The sequence below is a fragment of the Candidatus Eisenbacteria bacterium genome (assembly GCA_020847735.1).
Classification (GTDB): Bacteria; Eisenbacteria; RBG-16-71-46; order RBG-16-71-46; family RBG-16-71-46; genus CAIXRL01.
The window spans coordinates 267,831-283,162 of the sequence record JADLBL010000001.1 but is presented as its reverse complement, the minus strand read 5'-3'; the positions used below and the strand labels follow the sequence as shown (position 1 = coordinate 283,162).

Here is a 15,332-nt window from a genome sequence, read left to right as displayed (position 1 = left end):
GTCACGGGCGGGTCGGCCCTGCCGGGGAACGCGCCGCGCGGCGTCACCAGATCTTCACGCGGTCGGCGGGAGCGCGGTACATCCTGTCGCCGGGGCGGACACCGAAGGCCTGGTAGAACTGCGGCAGGTTGCTGACGGGACCGATCACGCGCAGGAAGCTCGGCGCGTGCACGTCCGTCTTGACGCGCATCGCGATGTTCTCGGGCCGAAGCTGGTTCATCCAGCCCAGGGACCAGCCGACGAAGTAGCGTTGCGCGGGGGTCAGGCCTCCGAGCTTCGCGCCCTTGCGATACTCCTCCGTCTTCTGGAAGGCCTCCCAGCCGAGAACGATGCCTCCCAGGTCGGCGATGTTCTCGCCCGCGGTCGCCGCGCCGTTGACGTGCAGGTCGCCGGTCGCGATGTAGGCGTCGAACTGCCGGACGATCCCCTGCGCGCGACGCTTGAACTCCTCCTCGTCGCGCGGTGTCCACCAGTTCTCGAGATTGCCGTGCTCGTCGAACTGCCGGCCCTCGTCGTCGAAGCCGTGGGTGATCTCGTGGCCGATCGTCGTGCCCCCCGCGTACGCGTACACGATCGCGTCGTCCACGAGCGAATCGGCGATCCCCGGAAGGATGAAGATCGCCGCCGGCAGCACGATCTCGTTGTTCGAGGGGTTGTAGTACGCGTTGTAGGTCTGCGGCGTCATGTCCCACTCGGTGCGGTCCACCGGCCTGTGCAGCTTGGCGATCAGGTACTCGCTCTCCCAGACGTTGCCGCGCACGACGTTGCCCAGGTACGAATCGCGGGAGACCTCGAACGTGGAGTAGTCGCGCCACTTTTCGGGGTAGCCGATCTTGCGCGTGACGGAGTTGAGCTTGCGCAGCGCGCGGTCCTTCGTCGCCTGGCTCATCCAGTCGAGCTTCGCGATCCGGTCGCGAAACGCGGCGAAGATGTCGTCCGTGAGCTTCACGTAGCGCTGCTTGGTGCGTGGCGAGAAGTACTTCTCCACGTAGAGCTGCCCGAGCGCGTCGCCGAGGTAGCCCTCGGTCGCGTCGAGGACGCGCTTCCAGCGTGGCCGCTGGACCGGCGTACCGTTGAGGATCGTGCCGAAGAAGCGGAAATTCTCGGCGTCGAAGGCGCCGCCGGCGTCCGCGGCGAAGGTCGTGGCGAGGTGCCATCGCAGGTAGGTCTTCCACTCGGCGATGGAGTGCGTGCCGAGCGACTTCTCGATCTGGCGGTAGAACTCGGGCTGACCGACCACGACGGTGTCCACGCCGCGAATGTTCTGGAGCGCGAGATAGTCGCGCCACGGCACGGACGGCGCGAGTCCGCCCACTTCGGCGAGTGACATGCGGTTGTAGTTGGCCTGCGGGTCGCGCAGCTGCTCGAGCTTGCGTGAGGCGGCGGCCAACTCGGTCTCGATCGCCATGACGACGCCCGCGTCGGCGCGCGCGGCGGCGGAATCCTCGCCCAGCAGGCCGAACATCCGGCTCACGTGCACGACGTACTCGCTGCGGAGCGACTTCGAGCGGTCGTCGGTGTCCGAGTAGTAGTCGCGGTTCGGAAGTCCGAGGCCGCCCTGGTACAGGTGCAGGACGGTGCGGTCGCTGTTCTTCTCGTCCTGGAAGATCGCCGGCGAGAACAGGCAGTTGACGCCGATGTACTGAAGGTGCGACGCGGCGGCGAGCAGACCGGAGAGGTCCGTCACCGCGGCGATGCGATCGAACTCGGAGGCGATCGGGGTGTAGCCCTGCCGCTCGATCGCGGCCGTGTCCAGGCCCGCCTGCCAGAAGTCACCGATCTTCTGCGCGTTGCTGCCGCGCGCCGCGTTCCGGTTCGCCGCGGCGGCGGCGGTGATGCCGAGAAGGCGCTCGTAGGTCTCCTCCTGCACGACCTTGGCGATGCCCCACGACCGTTCAGCCGGCGGGATGGGATTGGCCTTCAGCCATCTGCCGACCGAGTAGTCGAAGAAGTCCTGGCGCGGGTCCACCGTCGGATCGATGAACTGGTCGAGGTAGTTGGCCGCGGTGACGGGCGCGGCGGGCTTCTCCGCCGGTCCCGCGGAAGTGAGCGTCAGCGCCGCAAGGATCAGCAGGAAGGCACGCTTCATGGTGGGCATCCCCGGTTGGAGTGACGGCTTCGAATCGCGAGCACCCTAGCGAAGGGCGGCCCGCGGCGCACCCTCCGCATCGTCGCGAACGGTCGTCGGACGACGAGCGCGGCAAGCAGGGCGACCGAACCGTCCGGGCCCGGACATCCTTGCGCCCCGCCTCGGCTTCGTGCGACTTTCGCCGCGCGCTTCTCACTCGAACCGTCGGCGGGGCCCGGCTCCTCCGACGAGACGACCACCGGGTTCGACCGATTCGGCGCGCCGGAAGGGCTGGGGCGCGCGCGCACGGGCCTCGCTCGCGACGGGCGGCGGCCGGAGGATGGTCATGTTCCGCTCGCATGGACCGGCTCTCGCGGCGCTCTGCGCCGCCCTGCTCACGCTGTCCGCCGGCTGCGCGCCGGCAAGAAAAGGCGACGGCCCGATCGTCGTCTGGTGCCAGATGGACCCGCAGGAGCGCGGCCGTTTCGAGCGCAACGTCGCCGCCTACCAGGCCGTTCATCCCGGTTCGTCGTTCCAGGTCGTGCCGTACGACACCGAGAACCTGCGCCAGCAGTTCCAGACGGCCGCGGCCGGCGGAGGCGGGCCGCAGCTCATCTTCGGCCCCTCGGACCAGGTCGGACCGCTGTCGCTGCTCGAGCTGCTGCTGCCGCTCGACGAGACCCTGCCCGCGGGCTTCTTCGACCGCTTCGTGCCGATGGCGCTCGACACCCTGGACGGTCACATCTGGCAGGCGCCGGACCAGGTGGGCAACCACCTCATGCTCGTCTACAACCGCAAGTACGTCGGCACCCCGCCGGCCACCCACGACGAGTTCCTCGCCCTGGCGAAACAGCAGACACGCGACGGGCGCTACGGCTTCGTGATGGAGACGACCGAGCCGTACTGGCTGGTGCCGTTCCTCGCCGGCTTCGGCGGCTGGGTGATGGACGCGCGGCAGCAGCCGACGCTCGACACGCCGGCGATGCGGCGGGCGCTCGCCTACCTCGCCGACCTCAAGAACTCCGAGGGCATCATGCCGCGCGAGTCCAACTACCAGAACGCGCATACGCTCTTCCAGGAAGGCAAGGCGGCGATGATCGTCAACGGGCCGTGGTCGTGGGCCGACTACCGGAAGGCCGGCATCGACCTCGGCATCGCGCCGTTGTGGACGCTGCCTGGCGGTGGCCGCGCGACGCCGATGATCGCGAGCAAGGGATTCTCGATCAACGTCAACTGCCCGAAGTCGCAGCTTCCCGCCGTCATCGAATTCGTCACGTACTGCACCTCCCCGGAAGCGGAGCTGCTCGCCGCCGACACGCTCGGCGTGCTTCCCAGCAACAAGGCCGCCTACGACGATCCTCGCATCCAGTCCGACCCGATCCTGCAGGCGTCCCGCCGTGGTTTCGAGCTGGGAAGGCGCATGCCGGTCGTGCCGGAGATGCGCGTGCTGTGGGACGTCATGCGCCCGGGGCTGCAGGCGGTCATGAACGGGTCCACGAGCCCCGCGGCCGCCGCGAAGAAGATGCAGGCGGACGCCGTGCAGCAGATCGCCGGCATGAAGAAGTAGCCCGGTCATGCTCCGCGCCGGCCGCACGTTTCCCTACGCGCTGCTGCTGCCGGCCGTGCTCGTGATGCTGGCGGTGGTGCTCTTCCCGCTCGGCTACAGCTTCTGGCTCGCGTTCCGGAACATGAGCCTCTACCACTTCCGGAATCCGGAGTTCGTCGGGCTGGAACAGTTCCGGCTGATCCTCTCGGAGCCGGTGTTCTACGCGCTGTTCGCCAAGTCGGTGATCTGGACGGTGGTCAACGTCTCGCTGCACGTCGGCCTGGGAATCCTGCTCGCCATGCTGCTCAACGGCCCCGTGGTCGGCCGGGGACTGTTCCGCACGCTGCTCATCCTGCCGTGGGCGATGCCGCAATACATCTCGGCGCTCACCTGGCGCGGGATGTTCAACTACGAGTACGGCGCCATCAACCTGATGCTCCGGCAGTGGCTGCACCTGCCCGCGATCCCGTGGCTCTCGGATCCGTTCTGGGCGTTCGTGGCGCCGATCCTCACCAACGTCTGGCTCGGCTTCCCGTTCATGATGGTCGTCGCGCTGGGCGGGCTGACGTCCATTCCCGGCGAGATGTACGAGGCGGCCGATCTGGACGGCGCCAACGGCTGGGAGAAGTTCCGGCTCATCACGCTGCCCTCGCTCATGCCGGTCCTCGTGCCGGCGATCCTGCTGGGCACGATCTGGACGTTCAACAGCACGCTGGTCATCTGGCTGGTCTCGAACGGCGGCCAGCCGGCGGATTCGACGCACATCCTGGTGACCTACATCTACAAGGTGGCGTTCACCTACTCGCGCTACTCCTACGCCGCCGCGTTCTCGGTGATCGTCTTTCTGGTGCTCCTCGCGTTCGTCGTCTACGTCATGCGGCGCACGTCGCCGCCGGAGCGGCCGGCGTGAGCGGGCGGCGGACGCGCTGGACGCCGGGCCGCGTGCTCGTGCACGCGTTCCTCGTTTTCTTCACGCTCGGAACGGTGTTTCCGATCCTGCAGATCGTGACGATCTCCCTGCGTCCGTCCGACCAGCTCTACTCGACCTCGCTGGCGCTCGTTCCCGACGGCGCGACGCTGCGGGCGTACCGCACGATGCTGTTCGAAAGGCCGTTCCTGCTGTGGCTGCGCAACTCGTTCGTCGTCTCGATGGCGGTCACGCTGCTCGGGGTCACCCTCGCCTCGACCGCGGCCTACGCGTTCTCGCGCTTCCGCTTTCCCGGCCGCCAGCAGGGCCTGTACCTGTTCCTGATGACGCAGATGTTTCCCGCCACGATGCTCATGCTGCCGCTGTACGTGCTGCTCAAGGCGCTGCACCTGCTCGACACGTTCGCGGGCCTGATCGTCGCCTACACGGCGACCGCGCTCCCCTTCTGCGTCTGGACCATGCGCGGCTACTACGACACGATTCCGGTCGAGCTGGAGCAGGCGGCGATGATCGACGGCTGCACGCCGCTGCAGGCGTTCACCCGCGTCACCCTGCCGCTCGCGTCCCCGGCGCTGGCCATCACGGCGCTGTTCTCGTTCATGGCGGCGTGGTCGGAGTTCCTCGTCGCCCGCATCGTGATCTCGCAGCAGCAGCTCTACACGCTGCCGCTCGGGCTCGAGAGCCTGGCCGGGCAGTTCCAGACGGAATGGGCGAACTACGCCGCCGGGAGCCTGCTCATCTGCATTCCGGTGATGGTCCTGTTCGTCGCGCTGAACCGCTGGATCGTCGGTGGCCTCAGTCTCGGGGGCGTGAAGGGCTGACCGCGGAACGCGTCACGCGCGCATGCGAAGCGGGCGGCCCCGCTGGGGAGCCGCCCGCCCGGTGCTTCGATTCCGCGACTAGCGGTACAGCGACTTGAGCCGGCCCCAGGTGCCCGAATGCGTCGGCGTGACACCGCCGACGACCGCGCGCACCCGGCCCGTCACCTGGTTGAACTGGAACAGCACCGGCTCGTTGGGCACGAGCGTGGTGTAGGCGAGGTTGCCGCTGTTCGTGCCGTAGCCGTCCGCGCCGGCGTTGATGGACCAGTCGCCGGTCTTGCGGAACTTCACCTCGTAGCTGCCGGCCGCCGCGATCGGAATCTCGACGCCCCAGATGTCGCCGACCAGCGTGGCCGCGACACCGGTGCTCCAGGCCCCGGTCTCGGGCGCCGAACCGATGACTTCGAACGTCGTGCCCGGCGCGACCATGTGGTCGTTGTAGGCGATGTTCGTCGAGGGCGACCAGCCATCGGAGTACACGTTCGTGTCCAGCGTCCAGTGCACGATGTCGCCGGGGCCGCTGATGAACACGGGCTGGTTGCTGTTCGGGTAGCTCTCCGACCAGTCCGCGACCGCGATCTTGCCTTCGTAGTAGCCGGCGGCCATCGGCGAGGTCGCCGCGCCGGTCCACACGCCCGCCGACAGCGTCAGCAGGTTGCCGCTGTCCGCGCTCCACGCGGCGTCGTAATAGCCGCCGCGGCCGTAGAACGGTCCGGGCCCGGCGGCGAGCGCGACGCCGGCGCCGAGCAGCGCCAGCGCGATCATCGTCGTAACCATCTTCTTCATGTGGAACGTGCCTCCTGTCGAGCATGGTGCGTGAAGCGCGCGGCCGCCGGGGGTCGGGGCCGTCGAAACGTCTGCAACAAGCCTAGCATCCCCTCTCGGTCGCATGCACGGAGGATTGTGGGATGGGCGGGAGCACTGCCGCGGTCTCGCCCCGCGCGGAGGGCCGGGTGAAATCGCCCGATCGCCCGGCCAGCCCGGCCGGCCGTTTAACCGGACCAAACGAACACGGCGTCCACCGTGGGTGGACGCCATGTCCGTCTGGTCCGGGCTGCCGGGGATCAGCGCGCGAGCACCATCCGACGTGCGGCGCGCTGTCCGTCGAGCGACAACTCGTACAGGTACACGCCGCTGCGAAGGCGGACACCGTCGTCGCCCCGGCCGTCCCAGGCGATCGTGTGCTGCCCCGGGGCGAGGTCCCGGTCCACGACACTGGCGACCCGGCGGCCCGAGACGTCGTAGATCCGCAGGGCCACCCGGCCCGCCCGGAAGAGCTCGAACGAGAAGCGGGCGCCGCGCACCACCGGGTTCGGCATCACCGGACGGAGCGAGGCGAACAACTCGCCGGCACGGCCGACGGGCGTGACGGGAACGTCCGTGGCGTCGGTGCAGTAGTTCCACTTCGTGCCGAGGTTGACCTGCGGGTTGCCGGTCGAGTAGTTGACGTCGTCCAGCGTCAGAACTCGATTGCCCATGGCCTCGCACTCGAACGTGCCGTCGAGCCAGTACTTGTACTCGACACGGAACGGGGTGGAATCCGGGAAGGTGATCGCCCGGCCGAAGAACGCGTCCCCCGCCGCGGCGTCGGGGAAGACGCCGTCGTTGCGCAGCACCGACGCCGCCTCGCGGTGGTCGAACGACAGCGGCGCGCGATCGCCCATGACCGCCAGCGTCTCGGGGTCCGCGGGCACCGGGTCGAACGGATCCATGTTCACGCGGAAGAGCACGGTGACCGGCTTGTCGGTGACGTCGCAGCGGTCGATGCCGCGCGCCGGCAGGATCAGCGGCGTGGAGGCGCTGTACAGCGCGTCGTCGAGGTAGACCCCGCGATCGCCCTGCCCCGCGCACTCGTAGACGCCGTTGAAGTCCACCTTCCAGCCGAAGTTCTTGGGCGTGCAGGCCGGGAACGAAACACGCGCCGTGTAGATCTTGTCTCCGGCGGTCGCATCCGGAGCGACGCCGCCGTCGAGCATCGGCACGCCCGGTTGATTGAACGTCAGCGGCAGCGCACCGCCGACGAGCGTGATGACGTCGCTGCCCGTCGGATTGAAGAGCGAGGCGTCCACGCGGAAGACGACGTCCACCGGATGGGCCGTGTAACTCGCCGGGTCCTCGTTGCTCCAGGCGACGTTGAGCGTGACGCCCGCGCCGTTGTCGCTGCTCAGGTCGTAGACGCGATTGCCCGGGAAGCTCTCGTACGTGTTGCACTTCGCCGTCAGCTTCCACTCGAGCGAAGCCGAGCCCTTGCTGGTGCCGGGGTCGCGCGCCAGGCAGAACGGCACCGTGACGGTGTAGACCGAGTCCAGGTTGGCGTCGTACATCAGGCCGTTGTCGCAGAGCGCGAAGCTCAGCGGCGCGACGCTGCCCTCGACGGCGAACGTGTCGGAGGCGGCGAAGGTTCCCGCGCACAGCGGCAGGGCGAGGTCGGCGTTGAAGGTGACGTTCTGGAGGAAGAAGCCGGCGACGTTGGTGGTGCCGTTCGCGACGATCGTGTTGCTGGCGGCGTCGTCCACCCCCGTGACGGTGACCGTGTAGGCGGTCGCGTTCGCGTTGATCGCCGAGTTCAGCGTCAGGTGCACGAGGCTCGAGGACGCGCCGTCGCGCACCGCGCTCACCACCGTTCGGGACAGCGGCCCGCCGATCGCGTAGTTGCCCGGCGTCTGCGCGCTCGCGAGTTCGACCGGCTCGTTGAACTGCACGTCGATCTTGTTCGTGAGCAGGCTGAACTGGCGGTTGGCCAGGACGGTGAAGTTGACGGCCTGCGCCGACTGCACGGTGGGCGGCGCGTTATCCACGGCGTTCTGGACCGTGTAGGGCGTCATGCACGTCATCTGGACGACCGCGGTCGTGTCGTAGGTGGTCTGGCTGCCGCGCGACATCTGCACGTCGTCGCTGCAGAAGGCGTCGAGCGGTCCCTTGGTGGAGCCCTCCTGCGTGACCCAGAACTCGAGGTTCATGTTCGTCCCGCTCCCGACGCCGAGGACCGAAAGCGGGATCTTCAGCTCCTTGAACGTGACGCTGTCCACGATGCCCAACCCGTTGGCTCCGGAGCCCCAGGCCGGATTGATCGAGGTCGAACGGTTCTGCCAGGTCGCGAGCGTGTCCTTGTAAAGGACCTCGTAGTTGAAGCTGTTGCAGCTCGTCGGGGTGACGTCGTAAATGACGAAGTCGGGCTTGAACGGCACGTTCGTCCAGCCGATCTTGCGGCCGAACGGATCGGTGGTGCCGCCGCCGGCCGTGCCCACGTCGAGGGCGATGCCGAGGTTCATGTCGCAGTAGCAACTGCGCGAGAACTCGATGCCGATGTAGAGGAAGTTCGCGTCGTTGGTGACGAAGATCTTCCCGAGATCCATCGGCAGGGCGACGGGTGCGCAACCGGGCTGGGTGTCGTTCGTGTCGTCCCCGAGCAGGTTGGACGGGTCGAAGTCGTTGACGCCGTCCACGACGATCGTCTGCGGGATCGCCGCGAGCACCGGGCTGGTCACAAGCGTCAGGAGCAGCGCGAGAAGCGGAGTCGCAAGCTTTCGCATGGGGCGGTCTCTCCAGGCCGGGTCGAAGTACGGGGAAGACGCACGCTGCAGGCTCGGCCCGAAGCACCCGCGGATGGGCGGCCGATCCGGCCGTCCCGCGCGCAATCCCTCGAAGTCGGCGGAATTGTACGGGCGCGTTCGGACGTGCGCAATGAAGCATCGAGACGGTCCGGGGTCAGGCGGTGCCTGTTTCATCCGCCGAATCGTCCGCGGGCGCTGGCGCCTTGACCCCCTCCGGGTGCGCCCGCATGATGCGGCCCGGCATTTTCGCCCCTACCTCACGACTTTCGACGGATCGGACCGCGCCGTGCGCCTCCTCACTGCCCTTGCGCTCGCTGTGTTCGGCTTGCTTCCCGCGATCCCGGCGTCCGCGCGCACCGCCCGCGACCTCGGCGCCCGCATGCGCGTGGACGGCTACTCGTCGGACTTCATTCCGGCGGACGAGGACGTCTTCGGCCTCACGGCCGGCGGGGTGCCGCAGGAGGCCCGGGACGACTCGAAGTGGCAGAACAACGAGATCTACCAGATCCACGTCACATGGGACGCGCAATACCTCTACATCGCCGTGGACGGAAAGATCTGGGGCAACAACATGATCCTGTTCTTCGACAGCATGCCCAGTCGGGGACTCGGGGACATGACCTCCCTCAACTCGTGGCGACGGAACGTGAACTTCGACACCTTCGGCCGCTTCCCCGGAGACGAGTTCATGCCGGACGTCTTCGGGGCGACGTGGGACACGAACACGGACCCGCGGCTGCTGACGCAGGTGTCGGGCAACCAGGTGGACGATCATCTGGTCGGCCCCGAGTTCCGGGCTTCCGCGACATTCGACCAGGGAAACGACGGGCGCGCGATGGAGTTCGCGATTCCGTGGCGCAACGTGTTCGCGGGGCTCGGTGGCGGCGGCACGCGGGACACGTTCCTCACGGTCGGCGGAACGAGCGATACGCTGCACCGCATGCCGGTCGGCGTGCATTCGATCAAGATCGCCGCGTTCGTGACCGGTGGCTGGGACGGCAGCGGCGGTCCGGACTCCGCCCCCGACAACCTGCGCGGGCACGTGGACGACGGCAACGCGAACGTCATCCTCGACAACTACGCGACCATTGATCTCGACCGGAACGACGACACGGGGCTCGGCCGCGGCGGACCGGACGGCATTCCGGACTGGGACGTGTCGCCCTCCGAACGGATCAGCTTCCGGTACGCCCCTCCCATCACGGCCGTGCGCTTCTCGATCGGCAGCCTGGCGCTCGATCGTGGCGCCTTCAAACCGGACCTCGGCGAAGGCGTTCGCTTTCATGTCGGACTTGCGCCGCCGCTGAATCCCGACGAGCCCATTGACGTCGCCCGCAGGGCGGTGTTCTCGGCGAGCGTCTACGATGCCGGCGGCCGCCGGGTGCGTCAGCTGTTCGCCAGCGAGAACGTCCAGGCCATTCGCGCCGACGAGGAGCTGAACGCCACCGGCAAGGCACGCTGGGACGGACGGGACGACGCGGGGCGTTTCGTGGAGCCGGGGATCTACATCCTGCGCGTGACGATCGAGCCGAACCTCGATCGGGCGACCCGCGCGTTCGTGGTGGCGCGGTGAGGCGCGTCGCGCTTCTTTGCCTTGCCGCGCTGATGTGGTCGGCTCCGGCGCAGGCCTACTTCGAGCTGACCGGCGTCGGCGCCCGGGTGATCGCCCTCGGACCGTCCGCGATGGGCCTGGTGGACGATGTGTCGGCGTATCGCTGGAACCCGGCGGCGCTCACCTCGCTGACCGGTCCCGAAGCGCTGATGGACGTCGCGAAGCCCTACGGCGTGGACAACCTCAACGAAAGCGCGCTCGCGCTCGGGACCCGGCGCTGGGGCACGGGCTGGGCCCTGGGCTGGCATCGCGTCTCGGTGACCGACATCTACTCCGAGGACCAGTTCTGCGCCGCCGCGGGGCGCACGTTGTTGCGCGGCGCGGCGGACTCGCGGCTGGACGCGGGCGCGACGTTCGTCTTCGGCACCGCGGCGTTCCAGCCGTTCACGGATCCGGGGGGGATCGCGCAGGACTACGGCGTGGTCTCGAAGGGTTCGTTCGACGCCGGGCTGCGCTGGCGTTCGCCCTGGAGCGTGGACCTGTCCTGGGTGGGCCGGGACCTCCTCCAGCCCCGCTACGAGTTCCAGTCGGGCAGCGGAGGCGACCGGCTCGCGACGCGGCAGGAACTGGCCGCGGCCTTCCGCTGGAACCGCGAGTCCACGATCAGCGTCGGCTGGGCGCAGACCGCGAGCGGGGCCGCGACGCTCAGTGCCGGACTCGAGATCCTGTTCTTCGACGTGTTCGCGATCCGCTCCGGATTGTCCAACATTTCCAGCACGTACGAGTCCACGGCGTCGCCGAACGACCTGCAGTTCAGTGGCGGATTCGGCGTCTTTCATCGCGGCGTGTACATCGACGCGGCCGCCGGGACGCACCACGAGCTGGGCGCCTCGTACCGCGTCACCCTCCGCTTCCGCGGTCAGGGCGGAGGGGCGCAATGACGTTCCGCGCCCGCGCCCTCGCGACGCTCCTGCTGCTCGCGTCCCTCTCCCCCGCTGCGCCGGCCGCGACCAAGCTCGAGGGCGACTATCAGCTGATGCTGGAGACCCGCAAGTGGGACCGTCCCTTCCTGTGGGACTTCGATTCCAACTCCTTCGACGTCTTCGACAACATCCAGTTCCGGCTGTTCTCGCAGCCGGCGCCCGGCATCGAGTCGTTCCTCAAGTTCGAGGCGGCGTACAACCCGACGGACAACAACAACCCTGCGCCCGAATTCCAGTGGCGCGAGGGACACCTGCGCTTCCGCAGGGAGTTCGGCCGGCGGGGCGTGGACGCCTACGTGTTCTCCCGCCAGGACCGCTTCTACGTTGACTGGCATCTCGTGCCGTGGGTTTACGGCCGCGGAGACGCCCAGGGTGTGCGCGTGGACACGTGGGGCTGGAACAAGACCTACGCCACCCTCATCGCCTCGGACCGCAGCGGCGAGTTCAACCCGGCCAACTTCCCGGACGTGCCGCACCAGCCCCGCGATTCGATCGCCGCCCAGCGCATTCGGCGCACGTCCGATGCCTGGGTCCTGCGCCTGCGGCGCAGCTTCCTGGCCGACGATGCGCTGCGGACCGGCGTCACCTGGAATCGCTTCGAGGGCTGGACCGGACTGGACAGCACGTCCGGCCCCGCGCCGTGGAGTTCGGTGGCCGCCGTGGACCTCAGATGGCGGATTCGCGGCGCCGACGTGTCGGTCGAGTACGGCCAGAGCTTCGACCGGATCCCGCGCCCGGATTCGGTGCGCGCACCGGTCGTGACCGCGTTCAAGCATCCGCTCGGCTTCCGCCTCGACGACGCGTCGGTCGTTCAGGCCGAGATCCGGTCCTTCAAGCTCGGCACCGCGCGCACGGGTTACGTCAACACCACCCCGGGCTGGTGGAGCCGGGGGCCGAAGTACAACAACGCCCTCGGCGGACCCGGCTCCGACGAAACGGGCTTCTTCCTGAACACCTACTACCTGTTTCCCGAGCGGGCGATGACGTACACGAACAACCTGCTCTGGTACGGACCGAGGGCCTACGGCCGGACGCGGACCCGGGAGCTCTACAACGAGCTCTACATCGAGTTCATCAACGGGTTCACCGGCAAGACCGCCTACAAGCGCAGGGACATCTACCGTCCGACCGCGCGGGGCGCGACGCGCGAGACGCATCTCGACTGGTTCAACGAACTGCAGGTCGAGAGCCGCCTCGCCTGGCTGCGCGTGCAGTCGAAGGTCCGCGACATCGGGACTCCCGACCGCAAGGAGCTGTTCGTCGTCGAGAACTCCATCAACCTTTCGGCCAGGACCAAGGTGTACAACCGCTTCGCGTTCGGAAACGACCCCAGCATCCTGCGCAAGGGCATCTTCACCCAGCTTCAGTACCGTCCGACCGGGAACATGGAGATGTTCCTGCAGTACGGACCCGACTACATCGGCGGCGGCTCCATGCCGGTGGACGAGGGCAACCTCAACGGTGGCGGCGACCAGCGGGACATCGTCAAGCTCATCCTGAAGGGGAACTTCTGATGGCATTCCAGATCCCTCTCCGCTCCGCGCGGCACCTCGCGCTGGCGACCGCCCTGGCGGCCTTCGCGCTCGGGCCGGCGCCGGCCGCCGCCGCGCCGCAGGCCGTGGCGGGCGGCATCCGCTTCACCTATTCCGCGCCGAACGCGAACACCGTCGCGTGGGCGGGCGAGTTCAACGCGTGGTCCCCATCGGCCAACCCCCTCACGAAGGGTGATGGCGGGGTGTGGTCCGTGGTGATCCCGCTCAAGGCGGGCGAGCACCCGTACAAGTTCGTGGTGGACGGCCAGTGGTTCGCCGACCCCGAGAACCCGGTCACCGTGGGCGAGTTCGGAAACAGCGTCGTCCGCGTCGGCGAGGACGGTGCGCTGGTGAAACAGGCGGCCACCTCGAACACCGCCTACAGCCCGAAGATCACGATCGACGGGCGGGTCCACAGTCTGACCTACGTCGCGTTCGACCCCGTCTACTCGCGTTACGAGATCGTGCGCCCGACCTTCGACGTGGACCTCGGATTCGGGATCCGGATCTCGGACCTGCTGAAGGCGCGGGTGCTCACGAACATCGATCCGCAGAAGGAGGACGTGCAGGACTACCGGTCCCGCCTGAACTTCAAGCGCGGCTCGATGGACTTCGCGCAGCCGGGACTGAAGCTGTTCGCCTTCAGCAGCGAGACGATCCCGACGTGGGACGACCCGGCGCGGCTGGTCGGCGACGTCGGCATCTACGCGCATCCCTTCGGCTACCAGCGCGACGGGTTCCTGCTCGGCGCCACGAAGTTCGGCTTCGACGGACAGCTCCTGTACGCGGACAACAGCGCCACCGGCGGCACCGAGTTCCCCGGCACCAACAAGTCCGACACCACGCTCTTCGGGGGCCGCTTCCCCATCCAGTCCATGGACTTCTCGATCAATCGCGGCACGAATCGGCAGTTCGTCTTCGAGGCGGATCCGATCAGCGCGGCCTGGAAGCAACTGCGCACCGTGCGACGCGACTCGGTCACGTTCGCGCTCGTGCAGGACCAGTTCTCGAAGCTGACGGCCACCGACATCGGCGACGGCGGCGCGGGCTTCGGGTTCGGCGACGGCGCCTCGGACGTCTTCGCCACGTCGCTGCGTCGGACGCTGGCGAACGGCCTGCGGCTGGGCGTGCTGGGTCGAACGGACCGCGGCTTCCACCTCGGGCGCCTCTCGCTGACCCGGGTGACGTCGGATTCCACCGGCATCCTGTGGTTCGGTCAGACCGAACAGCAGTCCTTCGCCGGCGGTGGGGAGGCCCGCCTGCCGCTGAGGAACGGTTCGTCCGTGTGGGGCGAGTACCTGCAGGGCGCCCGCAGGCTCGACATGATGGACCGCGGCACGCGCGTGGACTTCGTCGCGACCGGCATCACCGGCACCGGGCCCTCCGCGATTCGCGTGGTGAACCTGACGACGCCGATGGGCCAGCACTTCAACCTCGACGAGAGCGCGCGGCTGATCGCCGGCGGCACGTGGTCGCTGGCCGGGGGTGACGTCGTGCTGACCGCCGAGTTCGAGCGGCAGACGCACACCTACCCCGCGTGGGCGATGCCGCCGGTCGCGCCGGCGGGCCTCGCGAACACGGATCATCCCCGCTTCGAGAACGTGGACTTCCAGCGTGGGACCTACGTGGGCCAGTCCGATCTCGAGAATCGCATGACCGAATGGCGGCTGCGCTGGGATCGCAACTGGCGTTACTACCTCGGACGCGAGGTCCGCACCTCGGTCGGGCTCGAACTGACGGACTTCCGCTACGATGCACGCACCGCGTGGGAGTACCAGATGTGGTTCCCGACCGGGAACATGTGGCTGCAGCAGGACGGCCAGGTCGTCGGCGTGGACCGGCTGACGCTGCTGTGCGAGGACCATGCCTACCGGCTGACGCCCTCGCTCGAGGTGCCGATCCGCCGGGCACGCAACGTGGATTTCCACTGGCGTGGAGACTTCACCGGCGTGAAGCTCGGGCTGCGGCCGCGTTACGCGGAAAACGTCTTCCAGCTCGGCTTCGACCTGACGCGGTCGCTGCGGTTCTCGAACGACACGCGTTGGGTCAAGTACGACGCGCCGGCGCTGAAGCTGGATCGGGCCTATGTGAGCAACTTCGCGCAGGTCGACTACCGGATCGCCGAGGGCATCCACGTCGCCATGGGCTGGGGGGTCTCGCCGCGCGTGCTCGACCCGGTGACCAACGAGTTCGCCAACATCGGCCGGGAGCAGTATCTGTACGACCGCAACGTCAACGGCTGGATCGCCGAATCCAACTGGCTGAGCCTCGCGCCGCAGATCTCGGCGGCCGAGAAGGCGCTGCAGAACGAACGCCGGCTGCACCTCGAAGCCGTGGTTCACTTCTAG

The 15,332-nt window shown here is 68.2% G+C and carries 10 protein-coding genes; 7 read left to right on the top strand and 3 right to left on the bottom strand.

The annotated features are described in order from the left end of the window. Window positions 1–43 precede the first annotated feature (43 nt). Entirely contained in the window at window positions 44–2,089 is a 2,046-nt protein-coding gene (locus tag IT347_01275) for a M13 family metallopeptidase (protein MCC6348207.1), read from the bottom strand. 325 nt (window positions 2,090–2,414) lie between these two features. Between IT347_01275 and IT347_01270 the strand changes: the two genes are divergently transcribed. The 3 genes from IT347_01270 to IT347_01260 are packed head-to-tail and all read left to right on the top strand — an operon-like array spanning window position 2,415 to window position 5,363. Next, window positions 2,415–3,635, top strand: a complete 1,221-nt coding sequence (locus IT347_01270; protein ID MCC6348206.1) for an extracellular solute-binding protein — start codon at window positions 2,415–2,417, stop codon at window positions 3,633–3,635. A gap of 7 nt (window positions 3,636–3,642) precedes the next feature. Further along, window positions 3,643–4,524: a sugar ABC transporter permease gene (locus IT347_01265; GenBank protein MCC6348205.1), complete on the top strand. Its 882-nt coding sequence runs from the start codon at window positions 3,643–3,645 to the stop codon at window positions 4,522–4,524. Further along, complete coding sequence (locus IT347_01260; protein MCC6348204.1) at window positions 4,521–5,363, top strand: sugar ABC transporter permease; 843 nt, start codon at window positions 4,521–4,523, stop codon at window positions 5,361–5,363. Before IT347_01265 ends, IT347_01260 begins: the two co-directional genes overlap by 4 nt. Window positions 5,364–5,441: 78 nt before the next feature. On the opposite strand, the gene IT347_01255 is transcribed toward IT347_01260, so the two are convergent. Together IT347_01255 and IT347_01250 are read right to left on the bottom strand one after the other, a co-directional pair. Beyond that, window positions 5,442–6,149 carry a hypothetical protein gene (locus IT347_01255; GenBank protein ID MCC6348203.1) on the bottom strand — a complete coding sequence of 236 codons (708 nt, stop codon included), beginning with the start codon at window positions 6,147–6,149 and terminating at the stop codon, window positions 5,442–5,444. A gap of 278 nt (window positions 6,150–6,427) precedes the next feature. Next, the gene (locus tag IT347_01250) at window positions 6,428–8,896 is read right to left on the bottom strand and encodes an Ig-like domain-containing protein (protein ID MCC6348202.1); all 2,469 of its coding nucleotides are present in this window, start codon (window positions 8,894–8,896) and stop codon (window positions 6,428–6,430) included. A 307-nt stretch (window positions 8,897–9,203) separates the two neighbouring features. On the opposite strand from IT347_01250, the gene IT347_01245 reads away from it, so the two are divergent. From IT347_01245 to IT347_01230, 4 genes are read left to right on the top strand one after another with little or no spacing between them, the layout of a single operon-like run. Beyond that, a complete protein-coding gene (locus tag IT347_01245) occupies window positions 9,204–10,490 on the top strand; it encodes a hypothetical protein (protein MCC6348201.1) in 1,287 nt (428 codons plus the stop codon). Next, window positions 10,487–11,410: a hypothetical protein gene (locus tag IT347_01240; protein MCC6348200.1), complete on the top strand. Its 924-nt coding sequence runs from the start codon at window positions 10,487–10,489 to the stop codon at window positions 11,408–11,410. The genes IT347_01245 and IT347_01240 overlap by 4 nt, the downstream gene beginning before the upstream one ends. After that, complete coding sequence (locus tag IT347_01235) at window positions 11,407–12,966, top strand: hypothetical protein (protein ID MCC6348199.1); 1,560 nt, start codon at window positions 11,407–11,409, stop codon at window positions 12,964–12,966. The genes IT347_01240 and IT347_01235 overlap by 4 nt, the downstream gene beginning before the upstream one ends. Beyond that, the gene (locus tag IT347_01230; GenBank protein MCC6348198.1) at window positions 12,966–15,332 is read left to right on the top strand and encodes an isoamylase early set domain-containing protein; all 2,367 of its coding nucleotides are present in this window, start codon (window positions 12,966–12,968) and stop codon (window positions 15,330–15,332) included. The genes IT347_01235 and IT347_01230 overlap by 1 nt, the downstream gene beginning before the upstream one ends.